Genomic DNA, 21125 nt, shown 5'->3' on the forward strand with positions numbered 1-21125 from the left:
TCCTTCGGGCCGGCCAGGGGAGTCAGGAAATGCCCGGTTTCGATTTCAACACGCTGATGCGCCAGGTCCGGAAGATGCAGGAGGAGGCCAACAAGAAGAAGGAGGAGTTGGCCGAGACCGTCCGCGTCGAGGGCAAGGCCGCCGACGGGCTGGTCACCGCCACCGTCAACGGCGTGCGCGAGCTCGTCTCGCTCAAGATCGATCCCAAGGCCGTCGACACCGACGACCTCTCGATGCTCGAGGATCTCGTCGTCGCCGCCGTGAACCAGGCGCTCGCCCAGGCCAAGGTCCAGGAAGATGCCGAGATGGGCAAGCTCACCGGCGGCATCAAGATCCCCGGCCTGACGATGTGAGGCCCGTTTGACCCCCGACCCGATCCAGCGCCTCACCGCCGAGCTCGCCAAGCTGCCCGGCATCGGTGAGAAGACCGCGCAGCGACTCGCCTTCCACATCCTCCGCTCCAAGCCGGGGTACGCACGCGATCTGGCGGCAGCCATCGTCGACGTGACGGAGAAGGTCCGCCTCTGCTCGGTGTGCTGCACGCTCACCGAGGGAGACCCCTGCGCGACGTGCAGCGACGACCGGCGCGACGATCGGATCGTGTGCGTGGTCGAGAACGTGCCCGATCTGCTGGCGGTGGAGCGCACCCGCGAATTCCGCGGCCGCTACCACGTGCTCCACGGCGCGCTCTCTCCCCTCGACGGGATCGGCCCGGACCAGCTCCGCGTCAAGGAGTTGGTCCGCCGCCTCGGTACACCGCCGGAAGGGCGCGAGCGGGTCGAGGAGGTGATCGTCGCCACCAACCCCGACGTCGAGGGCGAGGCCACCGCGCTCTACCTCACCCGCCTGCTCAAGCCCCTCGGCGTGCGCGTCACCCGGATCGCCCAGGGCGTCCCCATGGGCGGCGATCTCGAATACGCCGACCAGGTCACGCTCGCCCGCGCGCTCGCGGGCCGCCGGGAGATCTGATGCGCGTCTATCTCGTCCGGCACGGCATCGCAGCGCCGGGCGGCACCGAGCTCGACGAGCACCGCCCCCTCACCGACGACGGGCGCCGCCTCTTCCGCCTCAGCGCCGCGATCTGGGCGGAGCAGGGCGGATCCCCCACCCGCTGGATCGTCTCGCCCCTGGTGCGCGCGGTGCAGACCTGCGAGATCGGCCTCGCCGCCTTCGGCCTGGACGGGCCGGTGGAGGTGACCACCGCCCTCGCCCCCGACGCGCGGGTCTCCGCAGCGGCGCAGCTCGTCGACGATCGCTACGGCGAAACGCTCGCGCTCGTGGGCCACCTGCCGCTGATCGGCGCGCTGGCCGCCTTCCTCCTCGGCCTGCGCAGCGTGCCGGCGCCGCTGCAGCCCGGCGCGATCCTCGCCCTCGATCTGCCCGAAGGCGAAGGTGCGCCACGCCTCGCCTGGCACCTGGTCCCCGGCGAGCCGCCGAAGCTCCTCGTCCCGCCGGCGTGACAGCGGTGTCGTGCTCCAGTGGGCACGCCCCTGTCGTCACACCTGCGTTTCCGCGGGCTTGCGCCGCGCACGGCGGTTGCAGGGTGGTGGCTCTCCATCCACGACCAGGAGCCGCCCCATGCAGAAGCTCACCTACGCCCTTGCGCTGGCCCTCCTCGCATCCGCCTGCGGCGGCGACGAAGACGCACCGAAGAAGCTCACCTGCGAGTGGTTCGACCAGCCCGACAATTGCTGGCGGCAGGTCGCCCTGGCTGCGAGCAGCTGCCTCCCGGCGCCGGACGACGCGGGCACCTTCTCCGCCGATCGCACCAGCTGCAGCTACGAGGACGGCTTCGCCATCTCCTTCACCGAGCCGGTGCCGCGCCCGCTCCCTGAGGATGGCCACGACTGGAACTTCACCGCCACCAGGGACGGCGCCGACTGCTTCGCCGCGCGCTCCACCGGTGGCGAGAGCAGCTCGAGCCAGGCGATCACCACGCATGCGGGCACCGCGAAGATCGAAGCGACCGTCTCCAGCGTCACCGTCACCTGCCCTGACGGCTCGGCCCTCCGCGCCGGCATGATGCAGCTCTTCGAGTGCGAGAACGGCGCGCTCTTCGGCATGCCGGGGGTCGGCTACGCCAGCGGCGGCGACGACGGCACGGTGACCGTGATCGTCAACGGCGCCGGCGACGGAAGCATGCCGCTCTTCGGCAGCGTCCGGCCGCTCTTCACCTGCGAGGACGCGCCTGCGACCGAGTGATCAGGCGGTGTAGACCCACGCCGTCGTCGGCTGCAGCTCGAGGGTGGAGGTTCCGCCCTCGAGCGTCGCCGGCGCCGTGCCGCCGCCTCCGCCGAAGCGCCCGCCGCCGCTGTCGATGGCGAGCTGCCAGGGCCCCTGCGGCAGGGTGGCGGCGAGTCTCACCGGTTCGGCGCCGTACGAGAAAATCGCCAGCAGCCGCTTGCCTTGCCCCGACCACCGCTCCATCCAGAGCACCTTCGTCGCTTCGTCGAAGCCGACGCTGGTGCGCGTCTGCCGTTCGTCGCCGCGGCAGGCCGGGTGGTTGCGGCGCAGATCGATGAGCGCCTTGTAGAAGGCGAAGACGCCTGCGTGCGGCGCGCGCTCGTGATCATCGGGCAGCAGCACCGCCGAGAGGAAGGTCTCCTCCGCCTGCGGATCGGGCACCTCGCCCTGCCACGAGAACGCGGCGAATTCCCGGCGCCGTCCCTCGGTCACCGCCTTCGCCAGCTGCGGATCGGAGTGCGAGGTGAAGTAGGGGAAGGGCTGCGGCGCGGCGTACTCCTCCCCCATGAAGAGCAGCGGGATCCCCGGCGCGAGCAGCACCGTGGCGGCTGCGACCTTCGCCGCTTCCGTGCCGGCGATGTGGGCGATGCGATCGCCCCTGGCGCGGTTGCCGACCTGGTCGTGGTTCTGGATGCAGACCACGTGGCGCTCCGCCGGGATACCGCGGGTGCTCATGCCGTGGTGCCTGCCGCCGCGGAAGGCCGAGGGCCTGCTGCCGTCGTAGAGGAAGCCGCGCTCCAGCGCCCCCGCGACGTCGCCCACCTGCCCGTAGTCCTCGTAGTAGCCGCTGCGCTCGCCGGTGACGAGGGCGTGCAGCGCGTGGTGGAGATCGTCGCTCCACTGCGCGTCGTGGCCCCAGCCGTCGGGCCGCCCGAGGATGGTGACGGGGTCGTTGAGATCGCTCTCCGCGATCACGAAGCCGCCCACCGCCTGCACCGCGGCGCCGACCTCGGCGAGGACGTGGGGATGGCTGTCGTCGGCGATGGCGTGGATCGCGTCGAGGCGCAGGCCGTCGATGCGGTAATCGCGGATCCACTGCAGCGCGTTGTCGATCACGAAGGAGCGCACGAAACCCGCACCCTCGTCGTCGAAGTTGATCGCCTCGCCCCAGGGTGTCGCGTGTTTCCTGGTGAAGTAGGGGCCGAACTCGCGGAGGTAATTCCCCTCGGGGCCGAAGTGGTTGTAGACGACGTCGAGGATCACCGCGAGGTTCGCCTCGTGCGCCGCTTGCACCAGCCGCGCGAGCCCCTTCGGCCCGCCGTAGCTCTCCTGCACCGAGAAGAGGTGCACGCCGTCGTAGCCCCAGTTGCGCCTGCCGGGGAAGGAGGAGACCGGCAGGATCTCGATGGCGGTGACGCCGAGCTCGTCGCGCAGATGGGAGAGGCGGTCGATCACGCCGTCGAAGGTGCCCCGCCGCGAGAAGGTACCGACGTGGAGCTCGTAGATCACGTGCTCGCGCGCGTCGAGGCGGTCGCCGCGGATCGCGGAGAAGCCCAGGGCTGCGGTATCCACCACGGCGCTGGGGCCGTGCACGCCGTCGGGCTGCCGGCGCGAGCGGGGATCGGGACGACGCCTGCCGTCGGGAAAGACGAAATGGTAGCGGTCGCCGTCCACCACGTCGTCCACCACCACGCCGAGCACGTCACCGTGGGGCTCGAGATCGTAGAGCCGGGTCTCGCCGGCGTCGTGCCGCGGCAGGATCTCGAGCTGCAGGCCGTGGGCTCGGGGGGCCCAGACCTTGAACGAGCAGCGACTGCCCGGCAGCACGTGGGCGCCGAGTGGGTAGGACTCGCGGGGCTTCTCGCCGTGCATCGATCGATCTCCTCCGGAAGGAACGACCGAAAGTGCCGTCGGGGGGCGCCTGCGGCAACCCCCGCTCCGCGCCCGGGCGTGGCCTGGCCGACGTCCCGCTACGGGCAGCCCACCGGATCGGCGACGAGGCGCACCTCCTCCACCACCCACTCCCGCGGCAGCGAGCTCGTGCAATTGGTGCTGCGGCGGGCGGGAAGGCCGATCTGCACCGCCACCGCGTTGCCCGCCAGCTCGTCGGGGATGCAGGCCGTGAGCACCTCGCGGCTGCCGGTGCCGGTGAAGGTGCTTCCGGTCGAGGCACCGTTGAAGCGCACCTCGATCTCGCTCATCCCGGCGGCGCGGAGCTGGAGCGCCGCGCCGGGCAGGGTGGTTGGCAGCGGCACCGAGACGAGGCCGGTCGCCGTCGCTTCGGAACAGTCGTCGAGGGCCTGGAAGAGCACCGAATTTCCATCCGGCTTCAGCTCCAGCAGCACCAGCCCACGGCCGCTCTGCTCGATCTGCCAGCCGAAGAGGCGTTGCTCGAAGTCGCCGTTCCTCACCTCACCCACCGCCGGGCACTCGAGCGGCAGCGCCTCCTCGAGGGCGACGTCGTCGAAATAGACGCCCGGCGTCGTGCCCGTACCGTCGCAGCTCGCTGGCGCCGAGAGGCTCTGCAGCGCGAAGGCGATCGCGTCGCCATAGCCCGCTTCTCCGACGCAGAGACGGGCCTCGCTCCAGGTGTCGCTGGCGGCGCCGAGGGCGACGGGAACCGTGCCCGCGCCGATGGTGACCGCGGTCTCCTGCGTGCAGCCGGGGCAATCGGTCTGCTGCCAGAGCGAGAGCACGAGGGGGCCGCGCTCGTGGAGGCCGCCGATGCAGACCGTCTGGGAGAGCGTGTCCTGGGCGCAGACCGCGGCGGGGCGGAGGTAGCCGGCGCCGCGGCCGTCGTGGCCCGGCGTGGTCTCGTCCACGTCCGCCGCTCCCTCGCGCTGCCAGGGCCCGCCGATGCTGAAATCGCCGGCGAAGAAATCACCGCGGCATTGGACGAGCGGAATGGTGACGCGGCTGCCGTCGGTGCAGACGAGATCCGCGGTGCCGTTCCCGTTGTCGGTGAGCGTGCAGGAGGTGCCGTCCTCGCCGTCGATGCCATCTGCGACCACGACGCTGGTGCCGTCCTCGCACGAGACGGTCTTGGTCCCGTCGCCGTTGTCGGTCACGGTGCACGAGGTGCCGTCCTCACCGTCGCTGCCATCCTCGCCGTCGGTCCCGTCGGTGCCGTCGCGGATGACGATGCTGGTGCCGTCCGCGCAGGCGATCGTGCGGGAGCCGTCGCCGTTCTCGGTGGCGGTGCAGGAGGTGCCGGGCTCGCCCTGCGGCCCTTCGGGCAGGGGCACCGTGGTGCCGTCCGCGCAGACGAGCTCGTGGCCCGTCCCGTCGGCCCGCTCCTGCACCGTGCAGGAGGTTCCGTCCCTACCGTCCTCGCCTGCGCCGCAGGCGGAGAGCCATGCGGTCGCGAGGGCGACCAGGAGGCGCTTCGTCGTCATCCGGTACTCCCGTGCAAGGGGGGGCGAGTCTACCGCCCATGTGCAGGGGAGGCCCAGCCGATCACGGGAGTGGGGCTGCTGCCCACGAGGCGGTTGCGGCAGCGACGCGGCTGGGAAGGGCGGCGGCCGGCTCCGACTCGGCGACGTCGCCGATCAGATCGGCGAGCTTGCCCTGGCGGCGCAGGCGCAGCAGCACCTCCATGAGGCGGTTCATCGCGGTGAGCCTGCCGTGGTGCTCGGGCTGGAGCAGCGCCTCGAGGGCGTGCCCCAGCGACTCCACCAGCGGGCCGTCGACGGCGACCCGGAGCGGCGCCTCGCCGGGGAGGCGCTCCGGCGCCTCGGGCCAGTTGGCGCGGAAGCGCGCGATCGCGTCCGGGGCGAACTCGAGACGCATCGCCCGGTAGACCCCCGACTCCGCACAGGGCTCGTTGGTCACGTCGAGCGGCAGGCCCGCCGGCAGGAGGAGGAGCTGGCCCGCCCGGAAGATCTCCCGGTTGCCGTCGCGCCAGATCGTCTTCCGACCCTCGAGGACCAACTCGAGGACCGGAGCCGAACTGAGGTCGTCGCGCACGGTCTCCGACTTGCGGACCCTGTAGCGGTGCAGGCTGGCGGGGGCGCCCTCGAGGTCGGCCCGGGGGCCGACCTGGTTGGCGAGGGCGAGGACGCGGTGCTGGAGGGCAGGTGCGATCATGTCGCACGCTCTACCCCGTGATCGGAGGGCACGGCAAGCGCCCCCGGCCAGCCTTGTCGCACAGCCGGCAGGGGGCGCCGAGGTCGCCCGAAAACCAAAGAGAATCCCGGCTTTACGGGTTTGCCACACAAAGTGGGTCGGAGACGAAGCGGATGTCGTCGATCCGCCAGTCGACCGCCTGCGGGCAGCCTCCCGTCTCGGAATCGTAGTTGTGCGCGTGGATGCCGAACTCGAGCGTGTTGCCGAAGGAGGTGGGAGCGAGGCAGCGGCGCACGGTCTGCGGCTCGCCGGTGGCGGTGACCTCGAGGGAGGTGTGTCCCGTGAGGTAGAGCGCGAGCCGGTTCCCTGCGTTGCCACGTGCGGTGAACTCGACGGCGACGTTGGGCAGCGGCTGCGCGGGGACCGAGACGAAACCGCGAAGCCAGGGGGCGCCGCAGCTGCCGGCGGCGATGGAGAGCTGGGCTTCGCGATCGGTGCCGTCGAACCACCAGGTGGCGTCGCGGAGCAGCTCCCAGCCGAGACCGCCCTCCGCGTCGAAGCCGCCGTTGAAGATGGTGCCGGGGGGCGGGCAGAAACCGCGCGGCGCGGGCTCCAGCTCGATCGCGTCGACCTCCAGCTCGACGCTGCGCACCGGGCACGCGGGGGCGATGCGGTCGTCGACGGCCACCATGCCGACGTCGAAGGCCCTGCCGTAGTGGTTCTCGCCGAGGCAGGAGAAGTGCTCCATGAATCCGGTCGGGCCACTGGCGGCGAAGCCGACGTCGAAGCCGCCGACGAGGAGCGAGGGATAGCCGCCGAAACACTCCGCGCCGTCGAGGCAGCCCCGCAGCCCCACCCGGCTGCGCAGGCGCAGCGCCTCGCCCGGCACGTAGGGCGGCACGCAGACGCGCTGCACCGCGGCTGCAGCGCCGCCGCACATCGCGGCGGTATCGAAGCGGAGCACGCCGGGATCGTCGCCCTGCGCCTGGGTGTCGATCCGCGCGCCACCCGAGAGCTCCCAGGCTGCTGCGTTGGCGAAGTCGCCGCCGCGGAGGGTGCCGTCGCATTCTTCCACCGGGATGATCCGCGTGCTCCCGTCCGGGCAGGTGAGCAGGAGCGTGCCGTCGCCGCGGGGCGTGACGGTGCAGCTCTCCGGCGCGTCCGCGCCGTCGCGGACCGTGACCTCCGTGCCGTCGGTGCAGGAGATGGTTTTGGTGCCGTCGCCGTTGTCGGCGACGGAGCAGGAGCTGCCGTCCTCGCCGTCCCGCACGGTGACGGAGGTGCCGTCGGCGCAGGTGATGGTGCGGGTGCCGTCGTCGTTTCCTTCGACGCTGCAGCCGCCGACCGTGCTCGTCGTTCCGTCGGGGCAGGTGATGGTGCTGGTGCCGTCGCCGTTCTCGACGACGGTGCAGGCCTCGGTCGCCGGGATGTGCGCCGTGGTGCCGTCGCCGCAGCGGATCGCGGTGGAGCCGTCCTCGAGCTGCTGTACCGAGCAGCTCTCGGGCTCGGTCGACTCGAAGGTGCAGCCCGCGGCGAGGAGGGCCAGGGCGAGGGTGGGGGCGATGGGGCGCATCACTCGTCTCCGGAAAGCAGGTTTCGGAAGGCGAGAGACCACGGCGCTGCAGCGCGCGGGTAGCGCGGGGAATTGCACTCCCATGCCGAACGAGAAACGGCGGGCTCCCTGGGGGATGCCCGCCGTCTCGATGCCGCGTGGAAGCGGAAGGGCGCTACTCCACCGTCCAGGTGTCGCCGGCGTGGAGGAGCTTCTCGATGTCGCCCTCGCCGCGCTGCTGCACCACGGCGTTCTGCTGCGCCATCTCGAGCTCGTGGTGCACCGGGCGGTCCACGTCGCGGAAGACGCCGAGCGGCACCGGGAACTCGGGCCCGAGGCCGGCGAGGAGGAAGGAGAGGGCGGGCGAGGACTTCTCGTCCCACACCAGCAGGTCCGCCTCGGTGACGCCGTTCTCGCCGACGGTGACCACCTCGGCCTCGAAGCCGTTGAGGCGGATGCCCTTCTTGCCGCTTGCGCCGAAGGTCACCGGCTTGCCGTGCTCGAGGCGCACGGTGGTCTCGCTCTTGGTGGCCTTGTTGGTGAGCGGATCGAAGGCGCCGTCGTTGAAGACGTTGCAGTTCTGGTAGATCTCGACGAACGCCGAGCCCTTGTGCTGCGCCATGCGGTGGAGCACGCCCTGCAGGTGCAGCGGATCCACGTCGAGCGAGCGCGCGACGAAGGAGGCGTTGGCGCCGAGCGCCACCTGCAGCGGGTTGAAGGGCGCGTCGATCGAGCCGTAGGGCGTCGACTTGGTCTTCTTGCCGATCTCGGAGGCCGGCGAGAACTGGCCCTTGGTCAGGCCGTAGATCCGGTTGTTGAAGAGCAGGATCTTCACGTCGACGTTGCGGCGGAGCACGTGGAGGAAGTGGTTGCCGCCGATCGACAGCGCGTCGCCGTCGCCGGTCACCACCCACACCTGCAGGTCCGGACGCGTGGTCTTCAGGCCCGTGGCGATCGCCGGCGCGCGGCCGTGGATCGTGTGGAAGCCGTACGTGTTCATGTAGTACGGGAAGCGGCTGGAGCAGCCGATGCCCGAGACGAACACGATGTTCTCCTTCGGGATCCCGAGCTCGGGCATCACCTTCTGCACCGAATTCAGGATCGCGTAGTCACCGCAGCCGGGGCACCAGCGGACCTCCTGGTCCGACTGGAAATCCTTGCGCGTCAGCTTGACGATGTCGCCGCTCATCACGCCACCTCCTCGATGCGGGCGACGAGCTCGCTCACGGTGAACGGCTTGCCCTGGACCTTGTTGATGCCCTTCGCGTCGACCAGGTACTTCGAGCGGAGGATCTGCACGAGCTGGCCGAGGTTGAGCTCGGGGACCACCACGTGCGTGAAAGCGCGGAGCAGATCGCCCAGGTCGTTCGGCAGGGGATTCAAGTTGCGCAGGTGCAGGTGCGAGACCTTTCGGCCCTTCGCCCGGAGCTGCTCCACCGCGCCGGTGATCGAGCCGTGGGTCGAGCCCCAGCCCACCACGAGCACGTCGCCCGAGCGCTCGCCGTTGACCTGCAGCGGCGCATAGTCCTGCGCGATCCGGGCCACCTTCTCGGCGCGGATGTGGACCATGCGCTCGTGGTTGGCCGGATCGTAGGAGACGCCGCCGGTGAGGAAGTCCTTCTCGAGACCGCCGATGCGGTGCTCGAGGCCGGGGGTCCCCGGCTTCACCCAGGCGCGGGCCAGGGTCTTCTCGTCGCGGGCGTAGACCTGGTAGCCCTCGGGATCGGTGCGGAAGTGCACGTCGATCTTCGGGAGCGAAGCGACCTCGGGGATCCGCCAGGGCTCCTGGCCGTTGGCGATGTAGCCGTCGGTCAGCAGCATCACCGGCGTCATGTAGCGCAGCGCGATCTGCACCGCCTCGATCGCCGCGTGGAAGCAGTCGCTCGGCGTCGCCGCTGCGATCACCGGCACTGGCGCCTCGCCGTTGCGGCCGTAGATCGCCTGGAAGAGATCCGCCTGCTCGGTCTTGGTGGGCAGGCCGGTGGAGGGGCCGCCGCGCTGCACGTTGATCACGACCAGCGGCAGCTCGGTCATGATCGCGAGGCCGATCGCCTCCTGCTTGAGCGCGATGCCCGGGCCCGAGGAGGTGGTCACCGCCAGCGTGCCACCGAAGGCGGCGCCGATCGCGGCGCAGACCGCGGCGATCTCGTCTTCCGCCTGGAACGTGGTGAAGCCGAAGTGCTTGTGGCGCGAGAGCTCGTGGAGGATGTCCGACGCCGGGGTGATCGGGTAGGAGCCGAGGAAGCCCTTGAGCCCCGAGAGCCTGGTGGCGGTGAGCAGGCCCATCGCCAGCGCCTGGTTGCCCGAGACGTTGCGGTAGGTGCCCTTCGCGATCTCCGCCTTGCGCACCACGTAGGTGTTGGCGAAGAGCTCGGCGGTCTCGCCGTAGGCGTGGCCCGCGAGCAGCACCTTCTCGTTCGCCTGGGCGACGTCGGGCTTGTTCGCGAATTTGGTGCGGATGTTGCGGAGGGCGGGCTCGGTGGGGCGCTGGTAGAGCCAGAGCATCAGACCCAGCGCGAACATGTTCTTCGAGCGGCCGATCTCGCGGGTGGAGAGTCCCGAGCCGTGGAGTGCGGTCTCGGTGAGCTTGGTGATGTCCACCTGCACGACCTGGAAGCGGTCGAGGGAGCCGTCCTCGAGGGGGCTGCTCTGGAAGCCCGCCTTGGTCAGGTTCTGGGTGGTGAAGGCGCCGAGGTTGACGATGAGGAGGCCGCCGACCTTGAGGTCCTTGAGGTTCGCCTTCAAGGCGGCCGGGTTCATCGCCACCAGCACGTCCGGCACGTCGCCCGGGGTGTAGACCGAGGCGTTGGCGAACTGCAGCTGGAAGCCCGAGACGCCGGGGAGCGTGCCTGCGGGGGCGCGGATCTCGGCGGGGAAGTCGGGGAAGGTGCGGAGGTCGTTGCCCGCCACCGCGGTGGCGCGGGTGAACTCCGTACCGGTGAGCTGCATGCCGTCGCCGGAGTCACCGGCAAAGCGGATGGTGACGCGATCCAGCTCCTGGCGGGGCCGCTGGCTGATGTTGGGCTGGCTCTCCATGGGCTCCTCGAAACCTTCTTCCCGCGCGGGGGGCGAGTGCCCGGCAGTCCGGGCTTCGGGGGATCAAGCTGCGCACCCTGGGCGCCAGGCCGAAGTTCCCCACGCTGGTCGTCATTCCAACAGGGACCTCCCCCCACTCATGCCACCGTCTTTCGCCCGGTCGGCAACGGGGTGGGGTGAGGCCTGGCGGATCCGCCGTCGGGCGTGCGAGCTGCCGAGCCCTTTTGGCGCGGGTGCCTTGTACCCAAGGGGCGTGTCGAGGTCCAGAGGCGGACGGCCGCCGCCTGCGCGGAGAGTAGCGGCGCTGTGGGAAGCGCAGAAGCCGCGCTTCTTCGTGGCGCGGTGCGGCAGGAAGTTGCTGGGCCGACGAATCGAAACGCGAGCGGCCGCCGCCCGGGGTGCCGGACGGCGGCCGCACGTGTGGGGGGCTACTCGATCAGGGCAGCTCGGAGCAGGTGAACTGCACGTCGTCGATGAGCCAGCCGGTGCGGATCTGCATCTTGGTGATCACCTCGTCCAGGCCCGTGCAGGGGTCTGCGAAGCGGGCGGTGGGCACCTTGCGGGGCTGGACCACCCAACGGCTGCCCAGCTCCTTCGCCTCGCAGAGCAGGCCGATGCCGGCGATGTAGCGGGCGGTCTCGAAGAGCGGGCCGGTGGCGACGTGCTGGCCGACGAGGCGTCCGTCCGGCGTCTCGGCGTCGCAGCGCAGCTCGGTGATCGGCAGGTTCTGCGAGACCGCGCCCCACTCGCCGACGCGGGTGACGGCGCCGCTCGCGTCCTTGCAGACGAGCTTCAGGCCCATCGGATCGTCGATGCCGTCGTAGCGGGTGGCGAGGCCCACCGCCCAGGCGCCCTCGGGGCACTCGTAGGTGTGGTTCATGCCGCCGCCGCCGCGGGCGGGGAGGGTGTTGCACGAGGAGTCGTAGTCGTCGCTCTCGGCGCAGACGTCGTGCGAATCGCAGACGAAGTCGAAGTCCGCGTCGCCGCTGGCGTCGTCGCCGATGCAGGCGTCACTGCAGCTGTCGGGGTTGCCGTCGCCGTCGAAGTCTGCAGCGGGGATGCCGTCGCCGCAGGTGTCGCATGCGTCGGGGGCACCGTCGTCGTCGGCGTCGAGGGCGTCGTCGCCGCCGGGGCAGCGGTCGCAGGCGTCGGGCACGCCGTCGCCGTCCGCGTCCTCGGTGTCGCTGCCGACGAGGCAGATGTCCTCGTGATCGGGGACGGCGTCGCCGTCGCTGTCGAAGACCGCGAGCGAGCACGCGTCGCCGACGCCGTCCGGAGCGGCGCCGGTATGAATCCGCAGCGCGCTCTCCTCGAGGGAGAAGGGCGTGCTGCTCTCGCCGTCGCGGCGGATGGCGATGCGGCCGCTCGGATCCTCGACACCGCGGGTGATGCGCAGCGCGGGCGTGCGGGGATCGTGGGGGATCCTGCCGGCGTGGAGATCGACGGTGCCGTCCTCGCGGAGGACCAGGGCCACGTCGAGGGTGCCGGCGCTGGCGTCGAGGCCCTTGTGGACCAGGTCCTTCCACTGGACGAGGAGGTAGCGGCTGCCCTCCTCGCCGGCGAGGGCGTAGCGGATCGAGCCCTGCACCGTGGGATCGAAGTCGCCCCACGCCGCGGCGATCACGCCGTTGATCCGGTTCGAGACGTTGTACTGCAGCTTCGAGGGGATCGGCTCGCCGCCGTTCCCCGACTCCACCGCGCGGTGGCCGAGGGTGACGAAGCCGTTCGCCGAGACGGAGAAGTGGGTGAAGCTCTCGCCGAAGTAGGTGAAGGGGAAGCCGATCTCGATCAGCTGGCTCGTCTCGTTGTCGCCGAGGGCGAGCTCGTTCGCGGCGTCGGGCCAGGTCTCGTAGGGGATCTCGAGCGCCGTCCAGCCGTGCTCGTCGGCCTGGTCGGGGTTGGCCACCGTGGGGCAGTTGTCGCAGGCGTCGGGGAGGCCGTCGTCGTCGGCATCGGCCTGGTCGTCGCCGCCGGGGCAGACGTCGCAGTCGTCGGGGATCCCGTCGTCGTCCACGTCCTGGGTGTCGTCGCTGCCGGGGCAGGCGTCGCAGGCGTCGGGAACGCCGTCTTCGTCTGCGTCCACATCGTCGGGGCCGGCGTCGCAGATGTCTTCGTCGTCGCAGACGCCGTCGTCGTCGGCGTCGGGGCAGGTGGTGCCGCCCGTGCCACCGGTCCCGCCCGTACCCCCCGTGCCGCCCGTGCCGCCGGTTCCACCGACGCCGCCGGTACCGCCCGTGCCCCCGCTTCCGCCGGTGCTGCCGCCGTTTCCGTCGCCGCCACAGGCCGCCAGGGCCGCAGCCGCGAAGGCCGCCAGGATCTTCATCGAGATGCGCATTCGGTTCCTCCCAATCTGCGGGCGTCATCGCCGAGGGAGGCGAGGGCCGATAGTGCGCCCCTTGCGTGCTAGCGGGGGCTCGGGTAGAAGGCGCACGCTCCGCGCAACAGGCTTGCACAGACCGTCGCCGTGCCCGAGCCCGCTCCCCCGCCCACCGTTCTGCCGAGGCGCCCCTGCGCGCACCGGCCGATCCCCGACCGCACCTTCGCGCCCCAGGGTTTGCGGGGGTGGTCCGCGGCAGCAGCTTCTCCGCTGAAGGAGGGATCGACATGAGCGACGAGCGGCGGCCGGGCGAGGGTGGCTCGAAGGTGGTGGAGGACCGGGTCTTCGTGGGCATGGCCACAGGGCCGGTGCCGATCACGGGATCGGAGGCAACCGGGGAGGGCTTCGCCGCGGGCAGCGAGGGGGGAGGCAGCGAGGTCTGGGAGAGGACGCCCGCCTCCAGCTACCGCAGCGGCGGCTTGGAGATGTTCGGCACCAGGGGCGGCGAGCGGGAGGCGGCGCGGCGCCGGGTCGAGGCCCACCCGGAGGTGATGCCGCCCCATCCGCGACCGGTGGATCGCCACCCGGCGAAGGAGAAGTCCGAAGGCTCGCTCGCTGCGCGCGTCCTGCCGGTGGCGGGGCTCTTCCTCGCAGGCCTCTTGCTGCCGCACCTCTTCGCGGCCCGGCGCCTGTCGCGGCGCAGCCGGGTGGCTGCCCCGGCGCTGCAGCTCGTGCTGGCGAGCAGGGGCCGCCGCGGCAGGCGTGACGCCGAGCGGCTGGCGGAGCTGCTCCGCGGCGAGCGTTTCCGCGGTGAGCTGCGCTTCGAATAGGCGTGTCTCCATTTCTGGAGCGGACGAGGGCCCGCGGCGCATCGACGCCGCGGGCCTTCTGCATCGGCGGACGGTAGGCGAGCGCACCTTTCCCACCCCACGGCCATGGGAGCGCGGGCCGTTATCGCCGGCGATCGACGGTAGGCCTTCTTGACCGGGCGGCGGAGCGCATCGATAAGCGTCGCACAACGAGAGGCCCCGCTCGTTCCCTCCGCGGGCGGCGCCACCCCGGAAAAGAAAGACATCCATGCGAGCGCTCTCCCTCCTGGCAGCAGCGGTGCTGCTGGCTGCAGCCCCCGCTGCGACGGCGAAGCAGTCCCATTCGCTCGACGCCTTCCTCGCCGGTCCCGTGGAGCGCCAGCTCGCCGTCGACGCCAGCGACATGGCGGCAGCCGGCATCCGCATCGCCCACACCGAGCCGCGCCTCGGCGTCCCCTCCTTCGTCTTCGCCGACAGCGAGCGTTTCCCTGCGGCGGGCGGCAGCGCGGAGCAGGCAGCGCGGGCCCATCTCCAGCGACTCGCGGCGCTCTACCGCCTCACGCCCGCCGCCATCGAGCAGCTGCCGGTGCGTGGCGTGCACGAGCGCGGCGCCGGCGCGGTGATCGTCTCGCTGGGCGCAGCGGTCGGCGCGACCGACGTCTTCCGCCACGAGATCGACGTGGTGATGAACGCGGCCCTCGAGCTCGTCGCCGTCTCCGGCTACCTGCCGCCCAGCGAGCTCGTCGCCGCTGCGGACGCAACCGGCTTTGCCCTGGGGCACGAGGAGGCCGTTGCCGCCGCCTTCCGCGAGATGACCGGTGCCGAGCTCGCGGCTTCGCTGCTGCTCCCCGACGACGCCGAAGGTGGCTACCGGCATTTCGAATTGCCGGCGTCGGTCGAGTCGCTCCTCGGCTACGGGCTCGTCGTGCCCGCCAGGGCCAAGGCGGTCTTCTTCGCGCTGCCGGAGAAGCTGGTGCCCGCCTACTACGTCGAGCTGAACGTGCAGGGGGCGGCGGAGGCCGAGGCGCCGTACCACGCCTTCGCGGTCGACGCCCGCGATGGGTCGCTCCTCTTCCGCCACGACCTCACCGATCACGCCACGTACCGGGTGCACGCCGATCCCTTCTCGTTCGTGCCGAGCGACGGCCCCCACGGCACCGAGGGAACGCCCCATCCCACCGGTTTGCCCGACGGCTACCAGGCGCCCTTCGTCGCAGCGAGCGACGTGACCCTGGCGTCCTTCCCCTACAGCGCCGGCGATCCGTGGCTGCCGATCGGCGCCACCGAGACCCGGGGCAACAACGTCGACGCCTACGCCGATCTCTTCGCACCCGACGGCTTCCAGGCCGGCTTCGATCTGCGGGCGAGCGCCACCGGTCCCGACGCCTTCCTCCGCAACTTCACCACCGGCGTCGCGCCCGGCGGTACGCCCGATCAGATCGCCGCGGCGGTGACCAACCTCTTCTACACCACGAACTTCCTGCACGACTGGTTCTACGACGCGGGCTTCGACGAGCGCGCCGGCAACGCCCAGCTCCTCAACTACGGCCGCGGCGGCCTGCAGGGCGACGCGCTGCGCGCCGAGGCGCAGGACCACGGCGGGCGCAACAACGCCAACATGTCCACCCCGGCAGACGGCGCCGCGCCGCGGATGCAGATGTACGTCTTCGACGGCGAGCCGCAGCTCCAGGTGACCGCACCCGCGGGCCTCGCCGGCATCGTGGGCAGCAACGACGGGCTCGGGCCGACCAGCGTCTCGGTGATTGCCGAGCTGCACGTCCCCGATCCGGCCGGCACGACCCTCGGCTGCGCCCCCTTCGCCGCCAACGCCTTCGCCGGCAGGATCGTCCTCCTCGATCGCGGCACGTGCAGCTTCACCAGCAAGGGCGTGAACGCCCAGGCGGCAGGCGCCATCGGCGTCGTCATCGCCAACAACGTCGCCGGCGACGCGCCGGGGCTCGGCGGCTACGACCCCCAGCTCACCATCCCCGTCTTTCCCGTGAGCCTCGCCACCGGCAACGCCTGGAAGAGCGCGCTTCTCGCCGCACCCGCCAGCCCGATCCACCTCTCGATGGAGCGCGGCCCGCATCTCGATCGTGACGGCAGCGTCGACAACGACATCGTCGCCCACGAGTGGGGCCACCTGATCAGCAATCGGCTCATCGGCGACGCCAACGGCCTCACCAACCTCCAGGGCGATGCCCTCGGCGAGGGATGGGCCGACTTCCACGCGCTGCTGCTGCAGGTCCGCGAGTGGGATCGCAACCTGCCCGGCAATCACATGTTCCAGGGCGTCTACGCCATCGCCAGCTACGCCGAGGGTGGCGGCCGCAACAACGCCGCCTACTACGGCATGCGGCGCATGCCCTACACCACCGACTTCTCCAAAAATGGGCTGACGCTCGGGCACATCGCCAACGGCGCCGCTGCGCCGGCAGGGCAGGTGGCGCGGTGGAACGCCGCCGCCAACTCCGAGGTCCACAACGCCGGCGAGGTCTGGGCGACGATGCTCTGGGAGTGCTACGCGTCGCTTCTCAACGCCTATCCCTTCGCCGAGGCGCAGGACCGGATGAAGCAGTACCTGGTCGCCGCCTACAAGGCGACGCCGGTGATGCCCACCTTCCTCGAGGCGCGGGACGCGCTGCTGGCGGTGGCGGCGGCGAGCGATCCCGCGGACCAGATGCGCTTCTCCTCGGCCTTTGCCCGTCGAGGCGCAGGCTACGGCGCGGTGGCTGCCGACAGGGCCTCGCAGGATTTCGTCGGCGTGCGGGAGAGCTTCGTCGCCGGCAACAACCTCGAGGTGATTACGGCGGAGCTGGTGGAGGCCTCGTCCGGCGGATGCGATCGGGACGGCGTGCTCGACGTCGGCGAGCAGGGGCTGGTGCGTATCGTCGTGCGCAACAACGGGCGCGGCGCGCTCGCTTCGCAGAGCGCCACGGTCACCGAGGGGAGCGGGACGCTCGCCTTCCCCGCGGGCAACGTGATCTACGTCCCGTCGCTGGCGCCGGGGCAGAGCGCCACCAGGACGCTGCCCGTCTCGCTGCCTGCGGGCGCCGTGCCGGCGGCGAGCCTGTCGATCGGGCTCGCCTTCGACGAGCCCAGCCTGCCGGTGGCGGTGCGGTCCTTCGCCTTCTCCGCGGCGGTCCACCACGACGTGCAGCTCGGCGTCTCCACCGTCGACGAGATGATCGGTGCGCCCACCGCCTGGGCGGCGACGCAGGGTGCGGGCTGGCGGAGCGAGGGCGGGACGAGCTTCGGCCATATCGCCGATGCCGACGTGGCCGGCGAGGCCTCCTTCACCACCCCCTGGATCGCGGTGCCGGCCACCGGGAACTTCGTCCTCGACTTGCGCCACCGGTGGTCCTTCGAGACCAACCGGGGCGGCGCGCCCTATTACGACGGCGGCGTGGTCGAGGTGAGCTGGGACGGCGTGCGCTGGTACGACCTCTACGCGGATCTCGGCGTCAACCCCGGCTACTCGGCCTACCTCGCCACCGGCGGCGGCAATCCGCTGGAGGATCGGGCGGCGCTGGTCGGGATGAGCCCGGGCTTTCCGGCCTGGCGGAACCAGTCGATCCAGCTGGGGACGCTCCTTGCCGGCAGGCAGGTGAAGTTCCGCTTCCGCGTCGGCACCGACGTCGCCGTGGGGGCGTGGGGCTGGGACATCGACCGGGTGACGGTCACGGGCGCGGCGAACCTGCCGTTTGGTGGCACGGGCGTGGAGACGTCGCACGGCACGGTGTGCAACCTGCGGCCGGTGGCCGACGCGGGGCGCTCGCGCAGCGTGTGGGAGGGCGGCTTCGACGGGGCGGGGGCCTTCGTGCGCTCGACCGTGAGCCTCGACGGCAGCGGCTCGTTCGAGCCCGAGGGCGCGGCGCTCAGCTACGCGTGGACCCAGGTGGCGGGGAGCCCGGTGTCGCTCGCCGGGGCGAACGCCGCGGTCGCGACCTTCGAGCCCGACGTGCCGGGGGACGAGGTCCTTACCTTCGAGCTGCTGGTCTCCGACGGCATCGAGTGGAGTCTGCCGGCGCTGGTCGACATCTACGTGGCCCACGTGAACCGGCCGCCGGTGGCGTCGGCCTTCGGGCCTGCGGTGGTGGCGGAGCGGAGCGCGGCCAGCTTCGTGCTCGATGGATCGGCTTCCGCCGATGCGGACGGTGAGCCGCTCTCGTTTGCCTGGTCGCAGGTGGCGGGCGTGCCCGTGGCTCTGGTGGGCGCCGACGCGGCGGCAGCGACGGTGGAGGTGCCCGAAGTGGCGGTCGACGAGCTGCTTCGCTTCCAGCTCGAGGTGAGCGACGGCATCGACGTGAGCGCGCCCGTATTCGTCGAGGTGCAGGTGACGAACGTCGATCGCGCGCCGGTGGTGGATGCGGGTGCCGATGGCGTGGTGGCGAGCCGCGGTTCGTACGTGCTTGCTGCGAGCGGGTCGGATGCCGACGGCGATGCGCTGGCCTTCGCGTGGACGCAGCTTGCGGGGCCCGCGGTGGCGCTCGGTGATGCGGCGGCTGCGTCGACCTCGTTCGTGGCGCCGTCCGTGGCAGTGGCGACCGACCTCGTCTTCGAGGTGACCGCGACCGCTGGTGGCGTGTCGGTGAGCGACAGCGTGGTGGTCTCGGTCGAGGCGGAGCCGCTGCCGGTGGTCGATGCGGGGGCGGACGTCGCGGTGCCGGGGCGGCAGACGGTGGTGCTCCGCGGCACGGCGACCGTGCCGGGTGGGGCGGTGCCGACGCTGGCGTGGACCCAGCTGCAGGGCACACCGGTGGTTCTCTCCGGGCCGGACGCCGCGGTGGCGAGCTTCACCTCGCCCGACGTGAAGAGCCCCGAGACCCTCGTCTTCCAGCTCGAGGCGACGGCCCACGGTGTTTCGGCGACGGACACGGTGCAGATCGACGTGGCGGCGGACGGTGCGCCGGTGGTGGATGCGGGGGCCGATGTGGCGGTGGCGAGCCGCGAGGCGGTGCTGCTGCGGGCGGCTGCCTCCGATCCCGAGGGTGACGCGATCACCTTCGCGTGGACGCAGGTCGCCGGGACCGCCGTGGTGCTCGCCGAGGCGCAGAGCGCTTCGCCGCAGTTCGTGGCGCCCAGCGTCCTCGCCGACGAGGTGCTGGTCTTCGAGGTGGTGGCCTCCGCCAACGGCCTCGAGGCGCGGGACGAGGTCGCGGTCTCCGTCGCCGCGGAGCCCGTGCCGGTGGTCGACGCGGGGGCCGATCAGGCCGTCGCCGGACGGACGCTGGTGGCCCTGCGCGGCAGCGCGACCGGCGCCGAGGTGCTGGCGTGGGAGCAGGTCGAGGGGCCGGCGGTGGCGCTCGATGCTGCGGGCGCAGCGGCGACCTTCGTCTCGCCCGACGTGAAGGAGGAGGCGACCCTCGTCTTCCGGCTCGTCGCTTCGGCCCATGGCCAGTCCGCCAGCGATGCGGTGGCGGTGGTGGTGGCTGCGGATGGTGCGCCGGTGGCGGATGCCGGCGCTGCGCTCGACGTGCAGGCGCGCGCCGGCGTGCAGCTCGTGGGCGGTGCCTCCGATCCGGAAGGCGATGCCTTGGTCGTGGCGTGGAGCCAGGTGGGCGGACCGGCGGTGGTGCTCGAGGGGGCATCGACGCTGGCGCCGCGCTTCGTCGCGCCCGACGTGCGGGAGATGGTCGAGCTGGTCTTCCAGCTGGTGGCTACCGCCAACGGGCTCGAGAGCGCGCCGGCAACGGTGACCGTGCGGGTCCATCCGGAGAACCGAAGGCCGGTGGTCTCCGGGCCCAACGAGATCGAGGTCGACGAGCGCACCCCGGTGACCCTCGAGGCGTCCGGCGTCGATGCGGACGCCGATGCGATCGCGTGGCGCTGGGAGCAGACGGGCGGCGTCGCGGTGGAGCTCGACGGGGCGGCGACGGCGGCGGTGTCGTTCGTGGCGCCCGAGGTGGTGGTGGAGACCGCGCTCTCCTTCCGCTTGATCGCGATCGATGCGGCGGAGGCGGAGAGTGAGCCGGCGACGGTGCGGGTGCTCGTTCGCAACGTGAACCGGGCGCCCGTGGCTGCGGCGGCCCTCGTCGCCGGCGGGGCGGCGGGATCGACGGTGGTCCTCGATGCTTCCGCCTCGCGGGACGAGGACGGCGGCGGGCTCACCTTCGCCTGGCGGCAGATCGAGGGCACGGCGGTGGAGCTCGTCGGGGCGGAGGCGGCGGTGGCGCGCTTCGTCGCGCCTGCCAAGGCCGGGACGCTGCGCTTCGAGGTCACGGTCACCGACGCGGAAGGGGCGAGCGCGGTGGCCGAGGTGGCCGTCGAGATCGCGGCGGCCGCTCGGCCGGCGAAGAAGGAGGAGTCGGGTTGCTCCGCTGCGGGGGGATCGCCTGCCGGCGGGCTCCTGGCCTTCGGCGCGCTGGCGCTGCTGCGGCGCCGCCGGCGGTAGGGTTTGCCGTCCCCGGCGCCCCTGGAAATGGGCGCCGGGGGCGGGTGGTTCCAGGTGCTGAAAGCGCGCTCGGCCGTTGACATCCCGGCGGTCCGGCGTAGGTTGGGTGCAGGTTTGGACTTTGCGGCTTTTCAAAGGAGGGGCCGCTCGATTCGAACCCTCAAAGACTTTGAGGGGGCGACCTGGCTTCGACGAGGGTAGCGAAGCTCGAGGCGCGTGCCGTGCTGGCTTGCGGAGCACGTAAATTCACTGCGGCAAAAAAACAAAAGCCAACGACAACGTTGAGCTCGCTGTCGCTGCCTAATTAGGTAGTCCGCACAGTGCGCAGGCCGGTTGCCCGCCAGAGGCGGCCGTCACCTGTGTCATCGAGTCTGGCCGACCCTTCGTAGTCGCCCCGTGCGCAGAAGGGCCGTAACAGTCGGGGAACTCTGCCGGATAGCCTGCCTCTGGGCGACTCGGCGGAGTACAAAACAGAGGCTACGCACGTAGTTGGCCGACGAGTAGAGCACTTTCGGACGCGGGTTCGATTCCCGCCGCCTCCACCATTTGAAGCCCAGCGACCCTCAGTGGTTGCTGGGCTTTTATTTTTGACCCAACCATTGGCGGAGACGCGCATCGGGGCGTCCGCACTCGGCGACGAGTGCCAAGTGAATCCACCGCGCTCGTCCAAGCCAAATGATCGCAGGCCGCAGCCTCGGCTTCATCACGTAGCATCGGGAGTTTCCAGGACTTCTACCGGTCGGCGTCCCTCTATGCGTAGTGGGTAGA

Annotated in this window: 13 protein-coding genes and 1 other RNA gene; 7 read left to right on the top strand and 7 right to left on the bottom strand. The window is 71.4% G+C overall.

Annotated features, from left to right (window positions below):
* Positions 1-29 precede the first annotated feature (29 nt).
* The 4 genes from ACESMR_RS23190 to ACESMR_RS23205 all read left to right on the top strand — a co-directional run bounded on the left by ACESMR_RS23190 (position 30) and on the right by ACESMR_RS23205 (position 2202).
* On the top strand, positions 30-353 hold the full coding sequence (locus ACESMR_RS23190; protein WP_373049513.1) for a YbaB/EbfC family nucleoid-associated protein: 324 nt from the start codon (positions 30-32) through the stop codon (positions 351-353).
* Positions 354-360: 7 nt separating this feature from the next.
* A complete protein-coding gene (recR, locus tag ACESMR_RS23195; protein ID WP_373049514.1) occupies positions 361-969 on the top strand; it encodes a recombination mediator RecR in 609 nt (202 codons plus the stop codon).
* Positions 969-1460 carry a SixA phosphatase family protein gene (locus ACESMR_RS23200; RefSeq protein ID WP_373049515.1) on the top strand — a complete coding sequence of 164 codons (492 nt, stop codon included), beginning with the start codon at positions 969-971 and terminating at the stop codon, positions 1458-1460. The genes recR and ACESMR_RS23200 overlap by 1 nt, the downstream gene beginning before the upstream one ends.
* Positions 1461-1578: 118 nt before the next feature.
* Positions 1579-2202 carry a hypothetical protein gene (locus tag ACESMR_RS23205; RefSeq protein ID WP_373049516.1) on the top strand — a complete coding sequence of 208 codons (624 nt, stop codon included), beginning with the start codon at positions 1579-1581 and terminating at the stop codon, positions 2200-2202.
* Here ACESMR_RS23205 and treZ read toward each other — a convergent pair whose 3' ends face one another.
* The 7 genes from treZ to ACESMR_RS23240 form a co-directional block, all read right to left on the bottom strand.
* Positions 2203-4056 (bottom strand): malto-oligosyltrehalose trehalohydrolase, encoded by a 1854-nt coding sequence (gene treZ, locus ACESMR_RS23210; protein ID WP_373049517.1) that lies wholly within the window; start codon positions 4054-4056, stop codon positions 2203-2205.
* A 98-nt stretch (positions 4057-4154) separates the two neighbouring features.
* Complete coding sequence (locus ACESMR_RS23215; protein ID WP_373049518.1) at positions 4155-5579, bottom strand: hypothetical protein; 1425 nt, start codon at positions 5577-5579, stop codon at positions 4155-4157.
* A gap of 61 nt (positions 5580-5640) precedes the next feature.
* The gene (locus tag ACESMR_RS23220) at positions 5641-6270 is read right to left on the bottom strand and encodes an AraC family transcriptional regulator N-terminal domain-containing protein (RefSeq protein ID WP_373049519.1); all 630 of its coding nucleotides are present in this window, start codon (positions 6268-6270) and stop codon (positions 5641-5643) included.
* Positions 6271-6382: 112 nt separating this feature from the next.
* Positions 6383-7822 (bottom strand): hypothetical protein, encoded by a 1440-nt coding sequence (locus tag ACESMR_RS23225; RefSeq protein ID WP_373049520.1) that lies wholly within the window; start codon positions 7820-7822, stop codon positions 6383-6385.
* Between the two features lie 154 nt (positions 7823-7976).
* The gene (locus ACESMR_RS23230; protein WP_373049521.1) at positions 7977-8990 is read right to left on the bottom strand and encodes a 2-oxoacid:ferredoxin oxidoreductase subunit beta; all 1014 of its coding nucleotides are present in this window, start codon (positions 8988-8990) and stop codon (positions 7977-7979) included.
* Positions 8990-10837 (bottom strand): 2-oxoacid:acceptor oxidoreductase subunit alpha, encoded by a 1848-nt coding sequence (locus ACESMR_RS23235; protein ID WP_373049522.1) that lies wholly within the window; start codon positions 10835-10837, stop codon positions 8990-8992. Before ACESMR_RS23235 ends, ACESMR_RS23230 begins: the two co-directional genes overlap by 1 nt.
* A gap of 436 nt (positions 10838-11273) precedes the next feature.
* A complete protein-coding gene (locus ACESMR_RS23240) occupies positions 11274-13172 on the bottom strand; it encodes a hypothetical protein (RefSeq protein ID WP_373049523.1) in 1899 nt (632 codons plus the stop codon).
* 269 nt (positions 13173-13441) lie between these two features.
* Between ACESMR_RS23240 and ACESMR_RS23245 the strand changes: the two genes are divergently transcribed.
* The 3 genes from ACESMR_RS23245 to ssrA all read left to right on the top strand — a co-directional run bounded on the left by ACESMR_RS23245 (position 13442) and on the right by ssrA (position 20902).
* Positions 13442-13984 (top strand): hypothetical protein, encoded by a 543-nt coding sequence (locus ACESMR_RS23245; protein WP_373049524.1) that lies wholly within the window; start codon positions 13442-13444, stop codon positions 13982-13984.
* A gap of 247 nt (positions 13985-14231) precedes the next feature.
* Positions 14232-20357 (top strand): myxosortase-dependent M36 family metallopeptidase, encoded by a 6126-nt coding sequence (locus tag ACESMR_RS23250; protein ID WP_373049525.1) that lies wholly within the window; start codon positions 14232-14234, stop codon positions 20355-20357.
* A gap of 173 nt (positions 20358-20530) precedes the next feature.
* Positions 20531-20902, top strand: a transfer-messenger RNA (tmRNA) gene (gene ssrA, locus ACESMR_RS23255).
* The last annotated feature ends 223 nt before the right edge of the window (positions 20903-21125 follow it).

Origin of the sequence: Vulgatibacter sp. (assembly GCF_041687135.1) — a bacterium.
Taxonomy (GTDB): Bacteria; Myxococcota; Myxococcia; order Myxococcales; family Vulgatibacteraceae; genus JAWLCN01.